The 22,532-nt window shown below is 71.4% G+C and carries 23 protein-coding genes and 1 pseudogene; 11 read left to right on the top strand and 13 right to left on the bottom strand.

The features are described 5' to 3' along the window. Positions 1-14 precede the first annotated feature (14 nt). Positions 15-1,253 (top strand): alpha/beta hydrolase family protein, encoded by a 1,239-nt coding sequence (locus ADK60_RS47415; RefSeq protein ID WP_053643053.1) that lies wholly within the window; start codon positions 15-17, stop codon positions 1,251-1,253. A gap of 19 nt (positions 1,254-1,272) precedes the next feature. Here ADK60_RS47415 and ADK60_RS03180 read toward each other — a convergent pair whose 3' ends face one another. Further along, positions 1,273-2,409, bottom strand: a complete 1,137-nt coding sequence (locus ADK60_RS03180; RefSeq protein ID WP_053643051.1) for a serine hydrolase domain-containing protein — start codon at positions 2,407-2,409, stop codon at positions 1,273-1,275. A 237-nt stretch (positions 2,410-2,646) separates the two neighbouring features. On the opposite strand from ADK60_RS03180, the gene ADK60_RS03175 reads away from it, so the two are divergent. Beyond that, positions 2,647-3,402 carry a class I SAM-dependent methyltransferase gene (locus ADK60_RS03175; protein ID WP_053643049.1) on the top strand — a complete coding sequence of 252 codons (756 nt, stop codon included), beginning with the start codon at positions 2,647-2,649 and terminating at the stop codon, positions 3,400-3,402. Positions 3,403-3,421: 19 nt separating this feature from the next. Here the strand turns inward: ADK60_RS03175 and ADK60_RS44455 are convergent, their stop codons facing one another. Together ADK60_RS44455 and ADK60_RS03170 are read right to left on the bottom strand one after the other, a co-directional pair. Next, positions 3,422-3,595: a hypothetical protein gene (locus tag ADK60_RS44455; protein WP_159394158.1), complete on the bottom strand. Its 174-nt coding sequence runs from the start codon at positions 3,593-3,595 to the stop codon at positions 3,422-3,424. Further along, positions 3,585-4,055: an ATP-binding protein gene (locus tag ADK60_RS03170; RefSeq protein WP_053643046.1), complete on the bottom strand. Its 471-nt coding sequence runs from the start codon at positions 4,053-4,055 to the stop codon at positions 3,585-3,587. Before ADK60_RS03170 ends, ADK60_RS44455 begins: the two co-directional genes overlap by 11 nt. A 141-nt stretch (positions 4,056-4,196) precedes the next feature. Here ADK60_RS03170 and ADK60_RS03165 point away from each other — a divergent pair, with 141 nt between their 5' ends. The 4 genes from ADK60_RS03165 to ADK60_RS03150 all read left to right on the top strand — a co-directional run bounded on the left by ADK60_RS03165 (position 4,197) and on the right by ADK60_RS03150 (position 6,047). Next, positions 4,197-5,081, top strand: a complete 885-nt coding sequence (locus ADK60_RS03165; protein ID WP_053643063.1) for a helix-turn-helix domain-containing protein — start codon at positions 4,197-4,199, stop codon at positions 5,079-5,081. A gap of 2 nt (positions 5,082-5,083) precedes the next feature. Then, positions 5,084-5,269 (top strand): DUF397 domain-containing protein, encoded by a 186-nt coding sequence (locus ADK60_RS03160; protein ID WP_053643045.1) that lies wholly within the window; start codon positions 5,084-5,086, stop codon positions 5,267-5,269. A 66-nt stretch (positions 5,270-5,335) separates the two neighbouring features. After that, entirely contained in the window at positions 5,336-5,521 is a 186-nt protein-coding gene (locus tag ADK60_RS03155; RefSeq protein ID WP_053643043.1) for a DUF397 domain-containing protein, read from the top strand. A gap of 85 nt (positions 5,522-5,606) precedes the next feature. Continuing rightward, the gene (locus ADK60_RS03150; protein ID WP_053643041.1) at positions 5,607-6,047 is read left to right on the top strand and encodes a hypothetical protein; all 441 of its coding nucleotides are present in this window, start codon (positions 5,607-5,609) and stop codon (positions 6,045-6,047) included. A 43-nt stretch (positions 6,048-6,090) separates the two neighbouring features. On the opposite strand, the gene ADK60_RS03145 is transcribed toward ADK60_RS03150, so the two are convergent. Next, positions 6,091-6,450 carry a DoxX family protein gene (locus tag ADK60_RS03145; protein WP_053643040.1) on the bottom strand — a complete coding sequence of 120 codons (360 nt, stop codon included), beginning with the start codon at positions 6,448-6,450 and terminating at the stop codon, positions 6,091-6,093. Positions 6,451-6,589: 139 nt separating this feature from the next. Between ADK60_RS03145 and ADK60_RS03140 the strand changes: the two genes are divergently transcribed. Both ADK60_RS03140 and ADK60_RS03135 read left to right on the top strand, forming a co-directional pair. Further along, complete coding sequence (locus tag ADK60_RS03140) at positions 6,590-7,369, top strand: ISAs1 family transposase (protein WP_234370918.1); 780 nt, start codon at positions 6,590-6,592, stop codon at positions 7,367-7,369. Positions 7,370-7,459: 90 nt separating this feature from the next. Then, complete coding sequence (locus ADK60_RS03135) at positions 7,460-8,566, top strand: RICIN domain-containing protein (RefSeq protein ID WP_053643038.1); 1,107 nt, start codon at positions 7,460-7,462, stop codon at positions 8,564-8,566. A 72-nt stretch (positions 8,567-8,638) separates the two neighbouring features. Here the strand turns inward: ADK60_RS03135 and ADK60_RS47410 are convergent. Continuing rightward, positions 8,639-8,860, bottom strand: a pseudogene (locus ADK60_RS47410) (transposase family protein); the annotation flags it as partial. A gap of 234 nt (positions 8,861-9,094) precedes the next feature. Next, positions 9,095-9,778: a hypothetical protein gene (locus tag ADK60_RS45570; RefSeq protein ID WP_053643036.1), complete on the bottom strand. Its 684-nt coding sequence runs from the start codon at positions 9,776-9,778 to the stop codon at positions 9,095-9,097. A 317-nt stretch (positions 9,779-10,095) separates the two neighbouring features. On the opposite strand from ADK60_RS45570, the gene ADK60_RS03125 reads away from it, so the two are divergent. Further along, positions 10,096-11,385 carry a serine hydrolase domain-containing protein gene (locus ADK60_RS03125; protein WP_053643034.1) on the top strand — a complete coding sequence of 430 codons (1,290 nt, stop codon included), beginning with the start codon at positions 10,096-10,098 and terminating at the stop codon, positions 11,383-11,385. A 76-nt stretch (positions 11,386-11,461) separates the two neighbouring features. On the opposite strand, the gene ADK60_RS03120 is transcribed toward ADK60_RS03125, so the two are convergent. From ADK60_RS03120 to ADK60_RS03095, 6 genes are all read right to left on the bottom strand, one after another. Next, complete coding sequence (locus ADK60_RS03120; RefSeq protein WP_053643031.1) at positions 11,462-12,625, bottom strand: hypothetical protein; 1,164 nt, start codon at positions 12,623-12,625, stop codon at positions 11,462-11,464. Positions 12,626-12,833: 208 nt separating this feature from the next. Further along, positions 12,834-13,400 (bottom strand): hypothetical protein, encoded by a 567-nt coding sequence (locus ADK60_RS03115; RefSeq protein ID WP_053643029.1) that lies wholly within the window; start codon positions 13,398-13,400, stop codon positions 12,834-12,836. A 979-nt stretch (positions 13,401-14,379) separates the two neighbouring features. Continuing rightward, positions 14,380-15,603, bottom strand: coding sequence for a helix-turn-helix domain-containing protein (locus tag ADK60_RS03110; RefSeq protein WP_053643026.1), 1,224 nt, complete (start codon positions 15,601-15,603; stop codon positions 14,380-14,382). A gap of 19 nt (positions 15,604-15,622) precedes the next feature. Then, the gene (locus tag ADK60_RS03105; protein ID WP_053643023.1) at positions 15,623-15,835 is read right to left on the bottom strand and encodes a hypothetical protein; all 213 of its coding nucleotides are present in this window, start codon (positions 15,833-15,835) and stop codon (positions 15,623-15,625) included. A 241-nt stretch (positions 15,836-16,076) separates the two neighbouring features. After that, entirely contained in the window at positions 16,077-16,457 is a 381-nt protein-coding gene (locus ADK60_RS03100) for a VOC family protein (protein ID WP_053643017.1), read from the bottom strand. A gap of 685 nt (positions 16,458-17,142) precedes the next feature. Then, a complete protein-coding gene (locus ADK60_RS03095) occupies positions 17,143-18,057 on the bottom strand; it encodes a helix-turn-helix domain-containing protein (protein ID WP_053643015.1) in 915 nt (304 codons plus the stop codon). Positions 18,058-18,398: 341 nt separating this feature from the next. On the opposite strand from ADK60_RS03095, the gene ADK60_RS03090 reads away from it, so the two are divergent. Beyond that, positions 18,399-19,466 (top strand): polyprenyl synthetase family protein, encoded by a 1,068-nt coding sequence (locus ADK60_RS03090; RefSeq protein ID WP_053643013.1) that lies wholly within the window; start codon positions 18,399-18,401, stop codon positions 19,464-19,466. 89 nt (positions 19,467-19,555) lie between these two features. Here ADK60_RS03090 and ADK60_RS03085 read toward each other — a convergent pair whose 3' ends face one another. Then, positions 19,556-20,299 (bottom strand): hypothetical protein, encoded by a 744-nt coding sequence (locus ADK60_RS03085; RefSeq protein WP_159400286.1) that lies wholly within the window; start codon positions 20,297-20,299, stop codon positions 19,556-19,558. Positions 20,300-20,871: 572 nt separating this feature from the next. Between ADK60_RS03085 and ADK60_RS03080 the strand changes: the two genes are divergently transcribed. Next, a complete protein-coding gene (locus tag ADK60_RS03080) occupies positions 20,872-22,422 on the top strand; it encodes an amino acid adenylation domain-containing protein (RefSeq protein WP_063783023.1) in 1,551 nt (516 codons plus the stop codon). Positions 22,423-22,532: the final 110 nt, after the last annotated feature.

The following is a 22,532-nucleotide window of genomic DNA, read 5'->3' as shown; positions in this document are numbered from 1 at the left end:
CGAAGGAACCGCCCATGCCCCGACCCCGTTCCCGCCCGGCCGCCGCCCTGCTCGCGGGCCTGCTCACCACCGGTGCGCTCGTCACGACGGCGGCGCTGCCCCCGACCGCGCAGGCCGCCACCACCACTACCGCTACCGCCACCACCACCGCCGCGATCCCGCTCGCCCTCCCCGCGCCGACCGGCCCGCACCCCGTCGGCACCACCACCCTCCACCTGGTCGACCCGCAACGCCCCGACCTCTGGGCGCCCACCCCGCGTCCGCGCGAACTGATGGCGCAGCTCTGGTACCCGGCCGCCGCCTGCGGCTCCCCCGCCCACCGGCTCGCGCCGTGGCTCGACCCGGCCGCGCTGGCCCATCTGGAGAGCGACTACCTCGGTGCCGCCCCGGGCCGATTGGCCTGGCCCCTCACCCGCTCCCGCCAGGACGCCCCGGCCGACCGCAGCACCCGCCACCCGGTGGTCCTCTACTCCCCCGGCTCCCGCGCCGACCGCGCCTTCGCCACCCTGGCCGCCGAGGACCTCGCCTCGCGCGGTTACGTGGTCGTCGCCGTGGACCACACCTTCGACGCCGGTGAGGTCACCTTCCCGGACGGGCGACTGGAGGTCCGCAACAAGTCCGCCGTGTTCGCCATGACGGACGCCGGGATCGTCGACTACCGCACCGCCGACACCCGCTTCGTCCTGGACCGGCTGACCGACCTCGCGGCCGGTGCCGACCCCGACGCCGAGCACCGCCCCCTCCCGCCGGGCCTCGGTGCGGCACTCGACCCCGCCACCGTCGGCATGGTCGGCCACTCCATGGGCGGCGCCACCACCGTCCAGACCCTGCACGACGACCCGCGCGTGCTGGCCGGGGTCTCGCTCGACGGCCCGGTGTTCGGCACCGCCGCCACCGACGGCGCGGACCGCCCGCTGCTGCTCTTCCGCGCCTCCGACGACCGCCCGGTGCGCGACGCGATGTGGGACGCGCTGTGGCCGCACCTCGGCTCCTGGCGCCGCCAACTCACCCTGGGCGACTCGGGCCACGGCACCTTCTCCGACCTCGAAGCCCTCCTCCCCGCCGCCCGGCCCGCCCTCGGCTGGCCCGCCGGACAGCTCGACGCGTTCCTCGGCACCCTCGCCCCGGCCCGCGCCGTCGACGCCCAACGCGCCTATCTGGCCGCCTTCTTCGACCTCCACCTGCGGCACCGGCCGACCACCCTGTTCAGCGGCCCCTCGGCCGCGTACCCGGAGGTCCGGCCGGACCGGTGAGCCGGGCCCGGCCGCCCGCTCAGCGGCACAGGGCCGCGTCGAGCACGCCCTCCAGCTTCCGCGCGGCCGCCTTGTCCGGCGCCTGGACCGTCATGGTGACGGCGGCGGCGCGACCGTCCTCTGTGACGCCGACCCGGGTCTCGTAGCCCGGGATGCTGCCGCCGTGCCCCCAGTACTCGCCGCCGCAGGACAGCGGCGTGCTCACCAGCCCCAGCCCGTAGCCCGATCCCGCCGCGAACGGCTCCCCGGCGGGGGTGGTGGTGCGCATCTCGGCGAGCTGCGCGGGCGGGAGGAGTTCACCGTCCAGCAGCGCCGTGAAGAAGCGGTCCAGTTCGGAGGGGGTGGAGACGAGCTGGCCGGCCGCCCAGGCCCAGGAGGGGTCCATGTCCGTGATGTCGACCAGCGGCCCGGCCGCCGACTCGCGGTAGTAGCCGTGCGGGTGGGCCCCCCGGATCGTCGCGTCACCCGGGGCCGGGAAGTACGTCTGGCGCAGGCCGAGCGGCCGGACGATCCGCCGCTCGATCTCCTGGCCCAGGCTCCGCTGCGTCACCGCCTCGACGATCAGCCCGGCGAGGATGTAATTCGTGTTGCTGTAGGCCCACTTGTGGTCCTCGGGCGCGGCGTCGGCCGGGTAGCGGAGGGCGATGTCGAGCAGTTCGCGCGGCTCGTAGCGGCGGACGTCGTCGCCGAGGTGGAGGGTGTAGTTCGGCAGCCCGCTGGTCTGCTGGAGCAGGTGCCGGAGGGTGATCCGGTTGCCGTCGATCCCGTCGCCCCGGACGACGCCCGGCAGGTAGCGCTCCACCGGCACGTCCAGGTCGAGCCTGCCCTGCGCCACGAGTTGGAGCACGACCACGGCCGTGAAGGTCTTGGTGTTGCTGCCGACCCGCACCCGCCCGTCCTTCGGCACCGCCGCACCGGTGGCGACGTCGCCGACCCCGGCGGTGTAGCTGCGGGTGCGCCCGTCCAGGGCGCGGACGGTGCCCAGCGCGCCGGGTGCGCCCGTCTCGGTCAGCAGCGCGTCCAACCGCTGCTGGACGGCGTCCGGGCGGGCGGTGGTGGCGGTGGCGGTTTTGGTGACGGCCATGGCCGGGGCGGCGGCCGTGGCGACCAGGGCGGCGGCGGTGACGACCAGGGTGACGCTCTTCCAGCGGCTCATGAAGTGCCTCTCGTGCAAGGGTGCGTGTTGCTCGGTTCCCGGCCTCCCGGGTGCTGTCCCACAAGATCACGCGGCCCGACGGGCGGTCGTCAGCTCACCGGGCGAGCGGCCGTCAGCTCAGCGGACGAGCGGAGGCGGCCGACCATGAACCCTCGGTCCTGGGCGCCTTCCTCCTCCGGGCGTACCCGAGCGGTTCTCCCTTGTGCGGAGCAATCGACTTCGGAAGCATGGCCCCACATGATCGACTACAACAGCGAGGCCCAGGCGTACGACACCACCCGGGGCGGCGAACCCCGGGCACAGGCGGCGGCCGACGCCCTGGAACAACTGCTCCCCCAGGGCCCCGCGACCGTGCTGGACATCGCCTGCGGCACCGGCATCGTGACGCGCCGACTGCAACGGCCGGGCCGCACCGTGCTCGGTGTCGACCGCTCCCCCGGGATGCTCGTCCCGGCCGCGCGGCGGATACCCGGCGGGGCGGTGTGCGGCGATGCGACACGGCTCCCGTTCGCCTCGGGGAGCGTCGACGCGGTGGTGATGGTCTGGCTGCTGCACCTGTTGCCGGACCCGGAGCCCGTGCTCACCGAGGCCCTCCGGGTGCTGCGGCCCGGCGGCAGGCTGGTGACCACCGTCGACAAGGAGGCGGCCTACTTCACCGAGGACAGCGACCTCGCCCGGGCCACCGCCGAACTGCGCCGCCAGTACACCCCGCACGCGCCCGACGGCCACGCCCGGATCCGGGACTGGGCGGCGGCCCACGGCCTGCGCCCCGTCGGCGAGGCCCGCTTCCCCGGCACCGGACAGGGGCGCGGCGCCCGGCAGTGGCGGGAGGCGATCGACGCGGGCCGCATCCCCTGGTGCGTGCGGGCCGACGCCGAGCAGGTGGCCGAGGCGGTCCGCCGACTCGCGGCACTCCCGGACCAGGAGACCCCGATCGCCGACCCGTTGTACCGCCTCCTCGCCCTGGAGGTGTGCGGACCGCCGGCACCCTGACGGCGGTCCGCACACCCCCTCACCGCGCCGAGGCGGTGGCGGTGGGGGTCGGGGCCGGGCGGGGACGGCCGTGCTGACGGGTGGTGAGGGGGTACGCCCAGGCGAGGAGGGCGAGCAGCAGGACGAACGGAAGCAGGGTGCAGAGCGCGGCGCTGCCGGCGGCAGTCGCGGTATGGCGGGATTCAGCGGGCATCGGCGAGGCAGCAGGCATCGGCGAGGTCGATTTCGGCCCACACGGTCTTGGCACCCGGGTCGCGGAGCTCCGTGCCCCACCGGTCGGCGAGGGCGTCGATCAGGACCAGCCCCCGCCCGGACTGGCCGTCGGTGACCCGCGCCGACGGGAGGACGGGCAGCCGGTCGCCCCGGCAGTCGGACACCTCGATCCGGAGGGTGGCGCCCCGGCGCACGGTGGTGGTGAGACACAGGTGCAACTCGAACCCGCGCCCCGGAACGCGCCCGTGCGTGATGGCGTTCGCCGACAGCTCGGCGACGACGAGCAGCGCCGAGTGGAACGGTTCGCCGAGCCTGGAGTCCACACCCCAGTCGGCGAGTTGACGTCTGACGATGCCTCGGCAGAGACACGCGCCCTTCGGAGTCGCGGGGAGGACGATGGTGTGGCGGCGGGGGTTGTCGAGCGGAATTTCGGTCGTCATGGGGAAAAGCCTGGCGGCACGGACGTACGCTGACCACGGATCCGGCGGGCACGGAGTGTGCTTGTGCGGACGCGGAGGGTCCGCCTGTTGGTGAGACCCGGATCAGTCGGTCGCAAACTCGTGTGAGCAGGGGTGGTTCCCATGGTGAGCAGCGTCGAGCGCAGCGAGCGCACGGTCCCCGACGACGGGGAGACGGTGGAGAACTCGGACGGGATCGCCGAGTTCTACAGCGCGGTAGGCAAGTTGGTCAAGCTTTACCGCGAACGGGCCGGCATCACGCAGCGCCAGCTCGCGGAGCGGATCGGGTACAGCGAGGACATGGTCGGCCTCATCGAACGGGGCAAGCGCACGCCGAGAATCGAGTTCCTGACGGTGGTGGACCCCATCGTCGACGCGGGCGGGGCGCTGACGGTCGTCGCGGACGACGTGATGAAGGCGAAGGTTCGGGTGAGTGAGCGTCACCCGGCGTTCTCCAAGGCGTTCACGGCGGAGGAAGCCAAGGCGCTGGAGATCCACGACTACAGCACGATGGTGATCCCGGGACTGCTGCAGACCGAGGCTTACATCCGAGCGTTGTACGAGATGCGTCGGCCGTTGCTCTCCCCTGAAAAGATCGACGAATGGGTGGAAGCACGACTGGCCAGGCAGGAGATCCTGACCCGCTGGCCCCTGCCGGTAGTGACGTGGGTGATTGACGAGAGCGTCCTCCGCCGCCCCCTGGGTGGCTGGGACGTTCACACCGAGCAACTCCAGCACCTCCTCAAGATGGGCCAGATGCGTGGCCCTGAGCTCCAGGTGATGCCACTCGACCGACTGACGCACGCCGGGATGGGAGGCTCCTTCATCCTGCTCACGCCGAATGGACGCGAGCAGATGGGATACGTCGCGGCACAGCACGTCAATCGGTTGGTCACGGACCCGGTCGAGGTCCGTAATATGGCCGCACGGTACAGCAGCATCCGGGCCCAGGCTCTGAGCCTGAGGGAGTCCCTGGCCCTGATCGAGCAGATTCTGGGAGAGCGGTAAGCATGGCCGAACTGGCATGGTTCAAGAGCACCCACAGCACCAATGAGGATGCTGCGTGCGTCGAGGTAGCCGAGACGCCCGGCACCGTCCACGTCCGTGACTCCAAGGACAAGACCGGCCCCCAGCTGGCCTTCGAGCCGGCCGCCTGGAAGGCGTTCGTCGAGTTCGCCGCGGACGCCAACGTCTGAAACAGCACCCACCTGACGGCCCGCCGCTTCCCAGCGGCGGGCCATCGGCGCATCCTGGATGTCGTGATGACCGAACTGACATGGTTCAAGAGCACCCACAGCAGCAACGAAGACGCCGCGTGCGTCGAGGTCGCCAAGGCCCCCGGCACCGTCCACGTCCGCGACTCCAAGGACAAGTCCGGCCCCCAACTCACCTTCCACCCCACCGCCTGGAAGGCATTCGTCGACTTCGCCGCCGACGCCGACCTCTGAGCACCGGCAGCCCGGAAGTGTCCGGGCAGCGCCACCGGGCTGTACGGTCGGGCGAGTAGCACAGCCCTCGACACCAGGAGCCGAGATGGAACCGGATCATGTTCCCGATTGGTTCTGGGAGGTCCTGGACGCGACCCGACCGCGCCTGTCCGCCCTGGAGTTGTGGTTGGAGTCCCGCTCGCGGGAGGAGCTCGAAGCCTTCGCGCTCGCCTACGAGTCCGCGGCGGAATCGCTGGCCGACTTCTCGGAAGGTGTCAGCGTGGACGGGGACGTCTGGTCCGAGGACAGCACCGAGGATCTGTGCATGTGGGTGGTCGGGCAGGGCTACTCGCTGTGGAACTCGGTGATTGTGGGAGACCTGAGGCTGGAAGAAGCCGCCCGGATGTACCTGGGCCGTGCTCCGCTGCTTCCGGAAGGCGCGGCGCCGTGGGACGGGGAGGTCTCGAACCCCGAGCACCGGGGCTACCAGTCCCCCGGGGCCATCGTGCACGGCGTCCACCGGACGCGATTCGCCGCGGAACTCTGAGCGGACCACGTCGGCCCACCCGCCAACCCGGGACCGCGCGCCGTCACAGGCCGGTGGCGAGCCAGGCCGTCACGGCCGCAGCGGTGACGAGCCCGAGGTTGAGTGCGATCCGGCGGTCACCGCCGGTCAGGTGGACGGCGATCGCACCGGCCTGGAGGAGGACGAGGCCGCCGGCCGCGGCCGATGCCAGCGGGACCGCGACACCCGTCAGCGGCGGCAGGAGCAGACCTGCCGCGCCGAGGACTTCGACCGTCCCGAGGGCCCTGAGAGCCGGCAGGGGTATGCGGTCGACCCAGGCCATCATCGGCCGGAGCTGATCGGGGCTGCGGATCACTTTCAGCGTGCCCGCGTAGAGGTAGAAGAGCGCGAGCGGTCCCGCGAGGATCCAGTAGGCGATGTTCATGGTGAGAAGTCCACCGCCGGGAGGCTGCCGCTGTCCAAGACCTGATTTCGCTGCGCCGATACCCCACCGGTATCGGCGCAGCGTCGAGCCCGAGGCCAGAGGAGTACACCCGAGCAAGTCCGAGCGATCGGCGAAGCCGGTGCCGCGGGCGATCGCGGTCGACGGCAAGACGGTCCGCGGCTCGCGCACCGTCACGAGCACCGCGATCCAACTGCTGGCCGCAATGGACCACCACGGCGTGGTCCCGGCCCAGCGGCAGGTCGCCTCCAGAAGCAACGAGATCCCCGCCTTCGCCCCGCTGCTGGACAGCATCGACCTGAGCGACACCGTGATCACCGGCGATGCCCTGCACACCCAGCACGCCCACGGCACGTACCTCCGCGAGCGCGGCGCCCACTACCCGGCCATCGTGAAAAAGAACCACCCCGGGCCGTATGCCCAGGTCAAAACGCTGCCCTGGGCGGACATCCCGCTGGACCACCGCACCCGCGACCGTGCCCACCACCGCGACGAGATCCGCCGACTCAAGACCGCCGCCTTCCACCACCTCGACTGTCCCGGCGCCCGCCAGGCGATCCAGATCGTCCGATGGCGCCGCGACCGCTCGACCGGGAAGCTCACCATCGAACGGGTCTACCTGATCACTGGCCTGGACACCTACGACGCCACCGCCGTCCAGCTCGCCACCTGGACCAGGGGCCACTGGGGCATCGAGAACCTCCTGCACCACGTCCGAGACCGGACCTTCCGCGAGGACGACTCCAAAGTCCGCACCGGCCACCTGCCCCGCACCATGGCCGGCCTGCGCAACCTCGCCATCGGCATCTTCCGCCAGAACGGCCGCACCAACATCGCCGCTGCCCTCCGCCACACCGGCCGCGACCACACCCGACCCCTGCGAATCCTCGGCCTCACGTGATCAATCCGGACAGACCGCAACCATGCAATGCCCCTGGGATACATACGGCGTTCCCTCAGCGGCCATTCATGATCCCTAAGCTCACGCCTCGTGAAGAACGTGAAGAAGATGATCGTGTTGCTCGCCTTGATAATGAGCTGCTTCCCGCTGACCCCGACGGCGTTCGCGGCGGCCAAGTCGCCCGCGCAGGTAGCGGCCAAGTCGCCCGCGCAGGTAGCCGAGGACTGCGCCGACCCGAGGCCCACGCAGGCCGGGGACATCATCTACTGGGACCCCGAGTGCTACCTCACCTTCAAAAGCAGCAAGCAAGTATGGGGCGAGGCCACCATGCCCGACAAGCTCGGCAGTGGGAAGAGCCCCATCGCCTACGGCTGCACCAGTAGCGGCAGCGTGAGCGTCGCCGGAACCAAGAGCTCCTCCACCAGCTTCTCCTTCGGCCTCGACATCGGCGGGAAGAAGAAGTTCGGTGACTGGGAGGCCTCCGTCGGGCCCAAGCTCGGTTGGAGCTGGACCTGGAGCACCAGCGACACCCACACGCACACCGCCGCGGTCCCCCTGGGCAGCGTCGGCTGGATCGAGGTCAAGGAGCCGCTGATCGAGGCGGTCGTCGACATCGATGCCCGCTACGACGGCAACAAGAACGAGCTCGTCAAGAACGCGGTCGTCCGGGTGCCGGACACCAGCCGGTCCTTCGCCTGGTTGTATCAGAGCCGCAAGATGACCGACACGGAGCTGAGGGACATCTGCGGGCAGGACCCGCCGACCACCAAGACCTACGACATGTGGTCGGCCGGCGGCAAGGCTCCCTACAAGAACCTGCTGAGCGGCAAGTGCCTGGCCATCGGCCCCACCGTCCCCAACGGCGGGCTCGTGGTGCAGCGTACCTGCGACGGCGGGGCCGCGCAGAAATGGAACGCCGTCAAGGCGAGCAACGGCTATTTCACCATCCGCAACAACAACGGCTACTGCCTCACAGTCCCCTACAACAACGGCACCCCGCCCGGCCAGAACACCCAGCTCATGTGGTGGGGCTGCGAGACCCGCTGGGACTCGGGCAACCAGCTCTGGTCGGTCAACCCGACCAGGATCAGCGGTACCTACACCTTCGCCAACCAGTGGACGGGGCTCTGTCTCGCGCCGCACTCCAGTGAGATGACCAAGAACGGCGGCCGGGTGACCATCCGCAAGTGCGCGTAGCGGGATCGGTTGACCCCTCCTATGGAGTCCTCTGCGGAGTGGAGAAGACTCCGTAGGAGGGGCCTCCAGGGCCGACTGCGGGGCGTCCGTTGTCCACTCCCCGATCGCGATGAGGGAACGGGCACCGGCCAGCACGGCCGAAGCTGCCGCGCACAACAGGGGGAGCATCGGATACCGCCGCCCCCGCCGACTGCGTGGGTCGGGAACCCAGATCAGGAAGCGCCGCAGGTCAGCGGCATCCTGTCGGGTGACAGCGCGATTCTGGAGGGTCAGGTGTCCCGGCCCGGCGGGCATGGGCGATGATGTTCGGGCAGGCACGGTCTCGCTCGGTTCTCATGGGTCTCGACAACCACATGATCGCCGGCACTGTGCCTGCACTGCGTTCCGGGGGACAACCATCCCCAGAACGAGACATGACATCACATCACAAGACCGGCGAACCGGACCGATCTCGAACATGCAATGCCCCTGGGTGCCGGTGGTCCTGCGGCGCTACTGACGAGCCCGGTAGCGGGTGCGGCCGCCCCGTCAGGATGCGGTGCAGACCGGTGAGCTCTTGGCGTCCGCCATCCACTGCTCGCCGTAGTCGACGCGTCCCGCGCTCGGCGGCCGAGTGCCTGGAGGGAGGGGAGTCACAGCTCCCGCACTGTCCCAGCGCCACACGAGTCCGGCCGGGTCGGTGACCTCAAGCTGGAGCTGCGCCAGGTCCGCCGGGCCCAGCCCGACCGACGGCGCCGCCGCCTTCATCGACGCCAGAAGCTCCTCGAAGGGGATGACGACCTGGCGGCACGGGGCCGGCTGGACCTCACCCCACCAGATGCCCTTCTGCGGAAGGACAAGACGCATGGACATCACCCGGTCGCTGCTGTTGACGATGACCGCCGCAGTGTTGGTCTCGTAGAAGTAGGTACGCTCCACGGCTGCCCTCCGGCGGGCTTCGCTGACGCGCTGGTCCTCCTCCACCGTGCGCCCGTGGTCCTCACTCGCCCGGACCTCGGCCCGGAGGCCGAGGATCAGCCCCGCCAGGGCAGCGACGAACGTCATGGCCCCGACCAGGACCTTGCCGAGGTCGACGATCGTGAAGGTGATCCCGGGCCCGGCTGGCTCGGACGCGGGCTCGGGCTCGGGCTCGGATTCAGGTACGGGTTCAGGTACGGGTTCAGGTACGGGTTCCGGTGTCGGCGAGGGCCCCCCGCCATCCGTCTCGGCCATGGCAGCGAGGCTACGCGGCAACCGTCGAGCGGAGTCCGGCGTGACGGAACCGTGTCCGGGTCGCAGCACGGCGGCGACACGGAAACTCGGCGCCGTCGACTTTCCGTCCCGCCCTCCCCCACCCTGGACGGAAGGTCAAGTCAAGCTCCTCAAAGGGGATTTCGTGGCTCTCCTTCCCCGTCCCAGGGTGGACCGCGAGTCGCCGCGCAGAGGCAGTACAGAGGCTCCGCAGGGCCTTCCGCAGGACGACGCGAGTACGGCGGTGCGGATGCGAACGTGGCGGTGAGGCCCGGGAGTCGGGTCCGGGAGGGAACACCATGAACGCCAACCACTGGGCCGGGCCGCGTCGTCGCGACCGGCTCGGCCTGCGGCTCGCCGCCGTCGCGGTGGCCGGAGCCACGGTCGCCACGCTCGCCCCGACGGCCGCCGTGGCGGCGGGGGTCGGGGTGCCCTCCGCCGTGGCGGAGGCCGGACGGCCCGGGCCGTCCGTCGACCTGGGCCCGGAGCTGCGGACCCTGGTCGAGCGCGGCGGTGCGACGGCCGCGCTCGGCGAGGTGCGCGAGAACGGCCGCCGGCCGTGGCGCGACGCCGCCGGGGTCGTCGACCTGGACTCCGGGCGCGCGGTGCGCACCGACAGCCGGTTCCGGATCGGCAGCGTGACCAAGACCTTCGTCTCCACCGTCGTCCTCCAACTGGCCGACGAGGGCCGGCTGCGACTGGACGACCCGGTGGACCGCTACCTGCCGGGTGTCGTCCCGAACGGCGGCGCGATCACCCTGCGGCAGCTGCTGCAGCACACCAGCGGCCTGTTCGACTACCTGGAGGACCCGCGGTTCCTCTACCACGACGAGGCGAGCCTGCGCGCATACCTGGCCGAGGGGCGCTGGACGGACTTCCGGCCCGAGGAACTGGTCTCCGCCGCCGTCGGCCACCCGCCGTACTTCGAGCCCGGGCAGGGCTGGTACTACTCCAACACCAACTACATCCTCACCGGGATGATCATCCGCAAGGTCACCGGGCGCACCTGGCAGCGCGAGGTGGAGCGGCGGATCGTCGAACCGCTGCACCTCGACAGCACGACGTTCCCGAACTCCTCCGCCCGGATCCCCGGCCCGCACGCGCACGGGTACATCCAGCTGCCGGAGGGCCCGGCCGACGTCACCCGGCTCAACCCGACCGTCGCGGACGCCGCCGGCAACGGCATCTCCACCACCGCCGACCTCGACCGCTTCCACGCCGCCCTGTTCGGCGGCAAGCTGCTGACGCCCGCCCGGCTGGCCGAGATGACGACAGTCGTCCCGGCGCCGACGATCGCCGCGCACTACGGCCTGGGCCTGATCCGCTACGACCTGCCGTGCGGCGAGGTCTGGGGCCACACCGGCGGCATCCCCGGCTACAACACCATCCTGCTGGGCGCGAAGGACGGCTCGCGCCAGTTCGCCCTCTCGTTCAACCTCCTGGAGGGCGCGGAGACCGACGAGACCGGCGCGGCGATCGACGCGCTCTTCCTGAAGGCGGCGTGCGGCGCGGACGGTGCCGGGGCGGCCTCGGCGGCGCCCTCTGCCAAGGACACCGCCGGCCGGTCACCCCTGAAGCTGCTGCGCTGAAACCTCCCCGCCGACGCGCAGCCCCGCCGGCCCGTCGCAGATCGCTGCGACGGGCCGGCAACCGAACGGACCTGCCTCAGTGGAGCACTGAAGCAGCTTCGGCGTAGTCGGCATACGCGCGTTCGAAGGATCCTGCCGCGACAAGGAACATCGACCGGTCGGTGAGAGCGCGGGCGAGGCGTGCGGGATCGTCGGGCAGGCGGCGGGCGAGCGCCACCCCTTCGTCGAAAAGGGGCGCGAACCGCTCCTCGAACAGATAGTGGTGGTCGCCGTCGCGGACGGCCGCGCGGACGCTGATCCTGCGTTGGACGTCGACCAGCTCGGGCAGCCGCTCGGCCTCGCGCAGCCCCACCGCCTCCGCTTCGAGGTCCGGCAGCATGCCGAGAAAGCCCTCCCTGACGTCGCGCGACCAGCCGCGCTCCATGCCGAACGGCGGCATCGGTGACTCCGGGCTCGCGGCGGGTTCGGCCGCCCGCCCCGACAGGACGAAGAGCGTGCTCCACCGCTCGACGAGGCCGTTCGAACTCCTCGGCCCGCCCGTGGCCGCGAGTCCCTCCAGGACCCCCAGGGCCTCCCGCCGGGCGGCCGCGGCACTCTCCCCGTCCCCGACGGCCTCCCGCATCCGGGCGAAGTGAACCAGCTCCCCGACGAGAACCGGCAGGCCGGTGCCCTCTTCGGCCGCCTCGCGCCGGGTCTCCGCGAGGAGCTCGCGGAAGACGGCCGACGCGGCATCGTGCAGCCCGGCGCCCTCCAGGTTCGCCGCCCACCGCACCATGTCCCTGAACGAGCCCTCCCGGGCCGCCTTCCGGGCGGCCGCCTCGTCCAGCTCCGCGGCTTCCCCGAAGCACCCCTCCTCGGCCAGCACGGTCGCCAGCCGCCCACTGCGGCCGGCCGCGGCCAACTCCTCGCAGACCGCGCGGCCTTCCGCCCTGCGCCCGAGGGCGAACAGCGAGGCCTGATAGGCGTCCAGGGCCCGGCACCACCGCTCCGCCCGGTCCGGCGCCCCTGCCTCCATCCCGCGTGCGGCCCGGTATGCCTCCGCGGACAGCGCGACGTCCACCTTCGGATCCCGGCTCCGGTAGTACAGCGTCAGCAGCGCGTCGACCAACTTCGGCCCGTACACCTGCGGACTCACCTCGGCCAGCACCCGGTACGCCCCGACCAGTTCCTCCGGCCACAACCGCCCGGACCCCAGCAGCAGCACTCGGGCCCGCAGCACCGCGTCGTGATCGATCGTCATCGTTCCCCCTGTCTCCGGATGACGGACGAAGGAGATTCTGAGCGCTGGGGAACAGACCGGACAAGCCTCGCGAACTGTGCGTTCCGTCCTACGAAAAGCGGCGCTGACCTGTCATGATGGACATGCTTTCACCCTGAGCCCCGAGCAGGGAGCCAGTCCCGCACCCCTGGCCGAGCCTCCCCGTGCTCGCTGGTCGCATCGGACGGCCTCAGACAAACGCCATGGTGTAGACAGCCTGGTCAAACGGTGCGAAGCCCTGCTGTTCCCACGCCTTCTGGAGCCTGGCCACCGCCTCCTCGTCCGGCCGCCGGATCTCCGGATCGTCCGACTCGTACGAACACGGTTCGTCCGGCCCGTGATCATGAATGGGAGCCGGGTAGCAGACGGCCACGGTCCCGGGGACGGCCAGTTGTCGGAGAGCAGCGACCGCCAAGCGCATTCCTACGCCCTTACCCCGCCACTTGTCAGTGACGTGGACCGACTCCAGCAGCAGCAGCAGCGAGGGGCGCATCCTGGCCAACTCGGGGACCATGCCGCCGTTCTCGGTGAAGATGACCCGCGGGATGCGGTCGAGGAGGCCGGGGTCCTCCTCCAGCGCCGCCCGGGGGTTCGGGGTCACACCGGGAACCACTCGGGTGATCACTGCCGTACCGAACACCGTGGTGTCGGCAGCGGTGTAGAACGATGCCGTCCACCGGTCGGCTCGCGCTCCCCAGTCCGCATCCTCGTAGTGCCGTGACTCGTAGGCGATCAAGAACCTGTCCTGAACCGTCACTTACGCTCCCTTGCAGAGAGGGTGACCCCCGCACAAGTCACACGCGCGGGGGCCACCCAGTGTGTCAGCTTCCCGGTGCCGGGGAGGGCTTCGGCGACGGCGAGGGCTGCCGGTGCGGGGGCTCGGGTTGTTCAGGTCCGGGCCCGCCCGGGTGGATCGACGTCACTTGGACGTCGGGGTGGGGGGCGGGGTCTCCGGGGCCGGCTTGCCCGCGTGCTTCGGCGGGGGCTTCTCGGCGCCCTTGTGCTTGGACTCGATGACCTTGGACATTGGTGCTCTCCTCTACTCGAAGGTGGCGTTCGTGGTGGTGGTCTCCGGCGCCGTCGGACCGGGGGGGCGCTCGGTCGGCGTGCTCACGATGACTACTCCTCACGATGGAGAGAACCGGGCATCGGACGACGCTCCGGGCCGTACATCGGTGCGGCCTGCCCGCCCCGGTCGTCTCACAGAAAGGGCGACCGGGGCGGACAGTTGCTGGTCCCCACCCCCGCAGGAAAGGGTGTCCCGTCGGACGAGCGGGCGGGGCAAAGCGGTGTCGGAGCGCCCATCACGTCTGACGGGTCGGCCGTGCACATTCGCCCACATCCCGCCGGGGACCAGCGGTGGTGCTCCCGCTGCACGCCTGAGTGCAGCGAGTACCTGCCGTGAGGCAGGGGTGGAACCCCGTCCTGGCGAGGACCCTCATTCGACCGACTGGACGGGAGCTGTGGAGGGTCAGCCCGGGGTCTGGCCGTTCTGGTCGTACCGCACGTTCTCGCCGGCTCCCTGCGCCATGGCGCGGAGGGCGGGGTCAGCGGTCCCGTCTCGGCTCAGGTTGGCGGTGGCGCCGAGATCGGCGGCGAAGTCCAACGCCGCATCGACACAAGCACTGCCGGGAGTTGAGAGGAGTCGTCCTGGTCCGGTCCCCGTACGTTGTCCGCTCATGCGACAGAACGTACGCGGGCGATTACACCTGAGTATGAATCAGTGGAATACAGCCCTATCCGTCCAGGTGGAAGCGGTCGGACATGCGCCTCAACCTCTCACGGGTAGCGGTCCGTTCGGCGTAAACGATCTTCCTGAGTGTGGCGCGGGCGATGGGATGGTTGCGGATCAGTTGCGGGGCGATCCGCTCCGCTCTTTCGAGTTCCGCCAAAGCTCGGTCCCGGTTTCCGTCCCAGAGCCAGGCCCGAGCCACGTCCATGCAATGGTGGCCGCGCCGCGAGTTCGGCAGCGCCTCGATCTCTGCCGGATCGGATCGCTCGGCGAGCACCAAGGCTTGCGAGTGATCCCCCATTTCCACCTGCACAGAGATGGCATGGACCAGGACATTCCCGGGCGAGAACGTCAGGGAGTGCCGGTCGAAGGTCGGTTGCTCAGTGAGCCGGCCCGCTGCCTCGCGGGCCTGTTCGATGTGATCTTCGCAAACCGGCAGATCACCTGCGCGAGCGGCAGAGACGGCGGCCCTCAGGTGCAGTGTCCCCCATGCGCGCACGGCCAAGGGATCACCTGCGCGGTACTGCCGCTCAATTGAGCCCAGCGCCCGATCCGACAATACGATGGCATCGGACCAGTCCGCGCTGGCCCACATGTCCCATACCCGCATCCAGTCAGCTACGGCGGGAAGCACTGGATCACCTGAAAGCCGAGCAGCCCAGGCTGCACGCTCACACGCCATTGTGATCAGCTCCGGATGCCCGAGGGCGTGAGCCGACGTATGGGCAAACTTGCAGCACACCGCATAGACCGAGAACGCCTCTTCCCGCTCTCGGCCGGTGGACACCTCAGCGAGCGCACGCGCTTCGCGGAGCATGTCCGGCAGTATCCGCAGGACGGCAACGTTCGATGCCGTATCGCGGAGGCGGTGAAGACGTAGCGTGTCACGCCACAGCTCCGCAGACGGACGGGGTGCGCCGTCGAAAACCGGAGTCAAGTCGTAGCGGCGCAGCTCACGCAAGATGCCCGAGGCTGACACCTGCCACTGGTTCTCGGACGACTTGCCCGCCACGTACGGACGCTCTATCAGGTCGTTGGGGTGGCAGTGAAGAGCCGCCGCAAGCTGGTTGATGATGCTTGCCCTGTCGAGTTCCACCCTGCCGTTCTCGACCTTGGACACCCACCCTTGGGTTCTGCCCATCGCCGCGGCCAAGTCAGCCTGCGGCATACCCAGCCGTAGGCGCTGGCGCTTCACGCGCTTGCCGATGGTCTCCCGTTCCTCCAGCACCGCTCACCCTCCCTCGTGGCTACAGGGACCGTACCGCGCAAGCCGAGGTAAGCCGCGTGGACACCGGCCCCGCCGCCCTGCCACGGGGCGGCGGGGTCAGGTGCACTGAGGCGTAGGCGCAACCGGCGAGCTCGCGTTCGTAGTCCAGCTCGCCGGGGCCGATCTTCACGTAGGCCGCGCAGCGGCCGGTGCCCCAGTAGCGCAGCTCGGACGGGAAGGGCTTGGTGGTCATGGCCGTACATCATCGGTCCGGCTCCGCTGTCGCCGCCGGACACACCTACTCGACCGCCCTCACGCCGTCCGTGAACCACTCACCCGCCGGGACGCCGAAGAACGGTGGGGCCCTCGGCACTGCCGAGGGCCCCACCGCGCGACAACACGACCGCTGTGGAGTGGAAGACCGCCGAGTCCCGCAGCAGGCCCTCCTCGCCGGACGCCCAGGAGGTCTTGAGGTCCCGGCGGGCGGGCGCCGCTCAGACGGGGGCGAGGCGGGTCTTCAGCAGGCAGAACTCATTGCCCTCCGGGTCGGCGAGCACGTGCCAGGTCGCGTCCTCCGGCTGGCCGACGTCGACCGGGACGGCCCCGGCGGCGAGGAGGCGTTCGAGCTCGGCGGCCTGGTCGCGGTCGGTGGGGTTGACGTCGATGTGCAGCCGGTTGTTCCCGGGCTTCGGCAGGTCGGTGCGGATGAGGAAGATCGTCGCCTGCGGGCCGCCGAACCCCTCGCGCGGGCCGATCTCGATGCAGCCCTCCGCCTCCCGGTCGAGCTCGACGAAGTCAAGGACCTCGCACCAGAACCGCGCCAGCAGCTCCGGGTCGTGACACTGGAGCACGATCTCACTGATCCGGCACGCCATGGACAGAACCCACTCTCTCGGGACGAGGAAGCACCTCCGCGGGAACTTACCAGCCGGACAGATCGGCGTCGATGGCGTTCCGCAGGCGGCCGCCCTCCGCCACCGACGGACCGGTACCCGTCCGCCTCCTGACCACCGGACGGCTGCACGTCGACCACGCACCGGTCGGCTCCCGGCTGCACGTCGGTGACCTGGCTGCTCTCCCTGGAGGAGGGCCGGATCGGTGCCGCCCAGCTCTTCGAGGTCGAACGCATCGCGTACAGCTGAGGGGGCCGTCGCGACTCGGGGGCGCCGAGCCCGGTGCCCCGTCCGCGCAGGAAGTCGGGTGGGCCGACTTCCTGCGCGGACGGTGGAGTCGCCCGCGGCGCGGGGTCTGCGGTCGGGGGGCCGCTGCGCCGAGGGCTCCCGCACGGCGCGGTGGGGCGTGCCGTGCGCGGACCGGTCGCCGCACCACGGGCCTGTGCGGCGTGGGATGAGGGACGGGAGCGGGAGTGGGAAGTCGACAGGGCCGACTTCCCACTCCTGTCCCCCGGCGGGTCCGAAAGGCTGCGGGGCGGCGGTCGGCGGCAGACAGCGGCGGACAGCGGACGGCGGACGAATTCGGGGGCGGCTCCCCCGTCGCCGCCCCGTCGGATCAGGATGCCGCGCGGGCGGCGGGCCGGGCTTGTAAAAATGCGCACTCCGGTCAGCGGTCCGGGCCGCCGTCGACGAACTCGATGGCGGTGGTGATCCGGCCGGCCAGGCGGTCGGTCGGCTCGGGGGCCTGCGCGGCCCGGCGGGAGGCGAAGAACGCGGTCGGCGGGCAGCCCACCATGGCGCGGAACGAATGCACCAGGTGCGCCTGGTCGTAGAAGCCGCAGTGGTCGGCGATCCGGGCCCCGCCCCAGCCGGGCCGCCGTTCGTAGGTCAGCAGGGCCCGCTGGAGGCGGAGGATGTCGGCGGCCTGCTTCGGTGCCAGGCCGAGGTGTTCGCGGAAACGCTGCTCCAGCCGCCGACGGCTCCAGCCGGTGCTGTCCACCAGCGTGCGCACCGAGATCCGCCCGTGCGAGGCGCGGAGCTGCTCCCAGGCCCAGCTCACCGAGGGGTCCCAGACCCGCCCGTCGGCGAACCGCGCGTCGAAGTAGGCGTCCAGCAGGGCGAACCGCTCCGTCCAGGTCCGCGACTCGCGCAGCCGGTCCACGAGTTCGCGCGGGCCCCGGCCGGGGAAGGCCGCGCCCGCCTCGATCCACCGGCCGTCCAGGTCCCCGAGCGCCGGGCCGAGGATGCGGTACGCGCCCTGGGGGGTGAGCGAGACGGCGAGGCCGTGCAGCCGACCGCTGTGCTCGGCGACGGTCGCGGTGCGCCGCAGCCCGGCGAGGACGGAGCCGAAGGATCCGCTGTCGGTGGGGGCGACGGCGTCGGTGAGCCGCAGCGATCCGTCGAAGCCGACCGTCAACGTCACCACGTCGGTGGGCACTTCCAGCCGGCGGCGGGGCCGGTCCGACTCCAGCCGGTAGCCCCGGTAGCCGAGCACGTACTCGCGCAGTCTCGGCCGGGCCGCGCCGTACGCCATCTCGCACTCGCCGTCGACGAGGTCCAGTGTTCCGCTGCCGCGTTCCATGGGCGCTCCCGCATCGCAGGGACGAAGACTTGACGTGTCCACGATGCCATGGGGTCGGGGCGGCGCGAGCGCCGGGTGACGGGCGGTTGACCGGAAACAACTCCGCCGAGCGGTTCGGGCGTTCGCCCGCCAGGATTCCCGGGATTCGGCGCCGATGACACTTCGGGCGCTTCGCCGACGAAGCACTCGCACGAGCACATTCACAGACCGCTCCCCGAACACCGATTCCCCGAATCGGGGGAACGACGCAGCTCTTCCGCGGCCGGGCCGGTGGCGACCTCGGGGGTGGCTGCGGCTGCGGGGCGGGCGGATGCGAGGGTGGGGGCGTGAACGAGACGATCATGGCCGCTGCCCGCGAGCGGGCCGCCGGGCACCGGCGGCGGTTCGACCTCCGCTTCGAGGCGTACTTCGACGCCCTGCCGGAGCGTCTCGACACACCCGCGCTCAGCCGCTTCACCCCGCGCTGCCTGGAGCTGCTGCGGGACCTCTCGCTGCGCGGGGGCAAGCGGCTGCGGGTCGCCCTGCTGTACGAGGCCGCCCGGCTGGTGACCACCGACCCGGTGCCCGGTCTGGCGGAGGCCGCGCTGAGCATCGAACTGCTGCAGACGCACGGGCTCGTCCACGACGACATCATCGACGACGCGCCCCTGCGGCGCGGCGGCCCGTCCACCTACTACGCCTACCGCCAGGAGTTCCCGGCGGCGGACCGCACCGCGCTCGGCCTGGCCGTCCTGGCCGGGGACCTCGCCGCCTTCCTGTCGATGCGGGTCCTGCTGGAGGCGGACGTCCCCGCCGAGCTGCGGCAGGCGATGCTGGAGGTACAACTGGACGCCGGCGCCGAGACGGTGACCGGCCAGATCGTCGACCTCGAACGCGACCTCCGGCGGATCCCGGACGAGGAGTTCCTGCACACCGTCTGCGAGTACAAGTCCACCCGGTACTCCGTGCTCGCGCCGCTGCGACTCGGGCTACTGGCCGCCGGGGAGCGCCTCGGCGGCGAGGAGGACGCACGGCTGCGCCGCTACGCGATCCCGGTCGGCATCGGCGGGCAACTGCGCGACGACTACCTCGACCTGTTCGGCGACGAGGCCGGCACCGGCAAGTCCACCGGCGCCGACCTCCGCGCGGGGCGCCGCAGTTACGCCGTGAGCGCCCTGCTCGCGGCCGCCGACGAGGAGCAGCGGACCCTGGTGGAGTCCGCGCTCGGCGACCCGCGCTGCCCGGCCGCGACGGTCGAGCGGATCCGCGAGCTGGCCCGGCGGCTGGGCGTGGACCGGAAGCTCCGGGCCGACATGCGCCGCTGCGCCGAGGCGGCGGCCGCCGAGGCCGGGACCTGGCGCCCGCACTGGCGCGAGGAGGCGGTGGCCTTCTTCTCGGGCCTGCCGCTCGCGAACGTGGTGGACTCCTGACCCGACACCCCCGGCCCGCCGCACCTTCTCGCGGCGGGCCGACCGCGGCAGCGGCACCGACGGCCTCGCGGGGGCGCCAGGATCGCGGTCTACTGCCCGGCCCATCCCAGGAGGTCGATCCGCAGCTTCGGTTTCTCGGCGTCGTTGTCGACGGAGAGGACCTTGAAGTACCTCGGGTATCCCTCGGCGGTCCGGAGGCAGAACCGGTCGCCCGGAACCGGGATCACGATCCGGCCGTCACTGAGGGTGGAGGCGATCTCCTGGCAGCGCTTCGGCCCCGGCACCGGCTCCCCGTCCGGGACCCGGGCCAGCACCGCATCGTTGTCCGGGGCGAGGTAGGCCTTGCCGCCGACGACCCCGGTGATCCTCAGATCGGTGCGCTGGGGCCAGCCGCTGCTCGGGTTGTTGGGGTCCAGGTCGACCTCGCGGTCCACCACGTACTGACCGTTGTAAGTGATCAGCCAGCCGGGATCCACCGGAGCAGCCGCTTCTGATGCCGCTGGGGTGTCGGCCGTGCCCGCCGCCGACCCGTTCGTCGCGTCAGGCACGGCCGGCGACGTGGCCCTCGGGGTGGCGGTGACGGTGACGGTCGCCGTCACCGTCTCGCTGACGGTCGTCGTCACCACCGGGCGTGCCGCTGTCGGCGAGTTGATCACCGCGGGCAGGCCCAGGAAGCCGAGCGCGAGGCCCCCCACGCCGGTGAGGGCCGTCACGATCGCCGCGAGATCGGACCAGCGCCCGGAGCGGGCGGCGACGACGCGAGGCGGGTGCGGAGGTGCGGGCGGAACCACCGGCTCGTCGGAGCGCGGCGGGTGTGACGGATCGTTACTCATCGTTCCCCCTTCGAGAGTCGGAACGATGATGACAGCGGCGGGTGGCACGACACAGCCGCACCGGGCAATTCGCCACACCGACCCGCCGCACGGCCGGCTGCCAAGTTCTTCGCCGCGGACGCGGTGCGCGGTCCACGGGTGGACGATCCATCCGTCTTCGATCGGCCCGGTGGAACTGATTGTGCGTCAATTCGTCGAGGAATTGCCGCACCTGGAGCGAACGGCCGCGAGCAGCGGGAACGGCCGGAGCGGGCGACCCGGGGGCGGCGGGGAAAATGCCTGTGGCGCCGGGGATTTCGGCCGCACGGGAATAGGTCGTCCAAGTGGACGGTGTGCGATCTCCTCATGGAACGGCGCCGTCATACCGGCGCATCGGGTGAGCAAGTCATCACTCTGCGCAGTCACTTGAACCCCAGGAGACCGCCGAGACAGACCTCGCCCCGTTCACATGTCAACCACACATCCTTGAAGCGACATCCTCAACAGCCATTGTGGCTCCGCAGTCCGGGCCGGTAGAGTCCCGGTCCGCCGAGTACCGAACAAGTGCTCGCACGGCATTCTTTGGGGCGGGCATGACAAATAACCGCAACATCCACGGGGCCACTTCCGACCTGATTGACGCGTTCACGGAAACCGTGCGCCGATATCCCGAACGACCGGCGATCGTCCACCACGGGGACGCGCTGACTTACCGCCAACTCGGGGAGTTGGTACGTACCTTGGCCCACCACCTCGGTACCGCACCCGGCGTGGTGGCCGTTCCGGCGACACACACGCCGGACACCGTCGTCGCGCTGCTCGGCATCCTCGCCGCCGGCGGGGCGTACTGCCCGGTCGACCCGGCGTTCCCGCCGCAGCGGCGGCAGGACATGCTGGCTTCGGTCGGCTGCCGGACGGCGGTGGGCGGGGGCGTCGCGCAACCCGGCATGCGCGTCGTCGAGTTACCGGGCACGACCACCGACACGCGGACCGCACCGGAGCGGACCGAGCCGGAGCGCCCGGCGTACCTGCTCTTCACCTCGGGTTCGACCGGGCAGCCGAAACCCGTGGTCACACCGCGCCGGGCGATCTCCGCCACGGTGGAATCGCTGCGCACCCTGTTCGGCCTCACCGCCGAGGACCGGGTGCTGCAGTTCGCCTCGCTGAACTGGGACACCTGCTTCGAGGAGATCCTCCCGACCCTCACCTGCGGCGCCGCGCTCGTCCTCGACCGCGACGCCCACTCCGGCTCGTTCCCGCGCTTCCTGCGCATGGTGGAGCGGGAGCGGATCGGTGTGCTGGACCTGCCCACCGCGTTCTGGCACGAACTCGTCCTCCACCTCGCCGAGGAGGGCCTGGCGCTGCCCGAGTGCGTCCGGCTGCTGGTGATCGGCGGGGAGGCCGCCAACCCGGCCCGGCTCGCCGACTGGGCCGCCCTGGACACCGGGCGGGTCCGGCTGCTGAACACCTACGGGTCCACCGAGACCACGCTGATCACCCATGCCGTCGACCTGCACGGGCCGCTGGCGGCCGTACGGGACCGGCCGTGGGCGGCGGGCGACCGGGTGCCGATCGGGCGTGCCCTGCCCCATGTGTACGAACGGCTCAGCGAGCAGGGCGAGTTGCTGATCGGCGGGCCCGCGGTCGCGCTCGGCTACCTCGGACTGCCCGAGGCCACCGCGGACCGCTTCACCGAGGACGCCGAGGGCGTGCGCTGGTACCGCACCGGCGACCGGGTGGGCCGGGCACCGGACGGCGTGCTGACCCACCAGGGGCGCCTGGACGGCGAGTTCAAGGTGCGCGGGATCCGGGTCGACCCGGCCGAGGTCGAGGCGCACCTCGCCGGACACCCGGGCGTGCACGCGGTCGCGGTCACCGGGACGACCCTGGCCGGCCGGTCCGCGCTGGTCGCGTACGTCGTCCCGCGCGCCTCGGCGGCGGCCGGGACCCTGGGCGCCGAGCTCCGGACCTACCTGCGGGACCGGGTGCCCGGCCATCTGGTGCCCAGCCGGATCACCGTCGTGCCGGAGCTGGTGCTCACGGCGAGCGGCAAGGTCGACCGGGCCGGCTCGCACCGACTGCACTCCGCGCGCGGCGCCGGCGAAAGCGCCGCCGCCCAGCTGCCCGAACCCGCGCACCACTAGCACCAGCAGCACCACCAGCATCACCGGCACCGGGAACCCCGGCGCCCAGTACCACCGCCCGCCGCCCGGCCCACCACCCGCCGGAGCCGCGCCCGTTCGTCGTACCCACC

The sequence above is a fragment of the Streptomyces sp. XY431 genome, assembly GCF_001279805.1.
In the GTDB taxonomy this organism is placed as follows: domain Bacteria; phylum Actinomycetota; class Actinomycetes; order Streptomycetales; family Streptomycetaceae; genus Kitasatospora; species Kitasatospora purpeofusca.
Note: the sequence above shows the minus strand (reverse complement) of the source record. Positions and strands in the feature narration are given on the sequence as shown.

Coding starts and splice junctions, on each gene's coding strand:
- ADK60_RS47415 (WP_053643053.1), top strand. CDS start 15: ATGCCCCGACCCCGTTCCCGCCCGGCCGCCGCCCTGCTCGCGGGCCTG.
- ADK60_RS03180 (WP_053643051.1), bottom strand. CDS start 2,409: ATGAGCCGCTGGAAGAGCGTCACCCTGGTCGTCACCGCCGCCGCCCTG.
- ADK60_RS03175 (WP_053643049.1), top strand. CDS start 2,647: ATGATCGACTACAACAGCGAGGCCCAGGCGTACGACACCACCCGGGGC.
- ADK60_RS44455 (WP_159394158.1), bottom strand. CDS start 3,595: ATGCCCGCTGAATCCCGCCATACCGCGACTGCCGCCGGCAGCGCCGCG.
- ADK60_RS03170 (WP_053643046.1), bottom strand. CDS start 4,055: ATGACGACCGAAATTCCGCTCGACAACCCCCGCCGCCACACCATCGTC.
- ADK60_RS03165 (WP_053643063.1), top strand. CDS start 4,197: ATGGTGAGCAGCGTCGAGCGCAGCGAGCGCACGGTCCCCGACGACGGG.
- ADK60_RS03160 (WP_053643045.1), top strand. CDS start 5,084: ATGGCCGAACTGGCATGGTTCAAGAGCACCCACAGCACCAATGAGGAT.
- ADK60_RS03155 (WP_053643043.1), top strand. CDS start 5,336: ATGACCGAACTGACATGGTTCAAGAGCACCCACAGCAGCAACGAAGAC.
- ADK60_RS03150 (WP_053643041.1), top strand. CDS start 5,607: ATGGAACCGGATCATGTTCCCGATTGGTTCTGGGAGGTCCTGGACGCG.
- ADK60_RS03145 (WP_053643040.1), bottom strand. CDS start 6,450: ATGAACATCGCCTACTGGATCCTCGCGGGACCGCTCGCGCTCTTCTAC.
- ADK60_RS45570 (WP_053643036.1), bottom strand. CDS start 9,778: ATGGCCGAGACGGATGGCGGGGGGCCCTCGCCGACACCGGAACCCGTA.
- ADK60_RS03125 (WP_053643034.1), top strand. CDS start 10,096: ATGAACGCCAACCACTGGGCCGGGCCGCGTCGTCGCGACCGGCTCGGC.
- ADK60_RS03120 (WP_053643031.1), bottom strand. CDS start 12,625: ATGACGATCGATCACGACGCGGTGCTGCGGGCCCGAGTGCTGCTGCTG.
- ADK60_RS03105 (WP_053643023.1), bottom strand. CDS start 15,835: ATGACCACCAAGCCCTTCCCGTCCGAGCTGCGCTACTGGGGCACCGGC.
- ADK60_RS03100 (WP_053643017.1), bottom strand. CDS start 16,457: ATGGCGTGCCGGATCAGTGAGATCGTGCTCCAGTGTCACGACCCGGAG.
- ADK60_RS03095 (WP_053643015.1), bottom strand. CDS start 18,057: ATGGAACGCGGCAGCGGAACACTGGACCTCGTCGACGGCGAGTGCGAG.
- ADK60_RS03090 (WP_053643013.1), top strand. CDS start 18,399: ATGGCCGCTGCCCGCGAGCGGGCCGCCGGGCACCGGCGGCGGTTCGAC.
- ADK60_RS03085 (WP_159400286.1), bottom strand. CDS start 20,299: ATGAGTAACGATCCGTCACACCCGCCGCGCTCCGACGAGCCGGTGGTT.
- ADK60_RS03080 (WP_063783023.1), top strand. CDS start 20,872: ATGACAAATAACCGCAACATCCACGGGGCCACTTCCGACCTGATTGAC.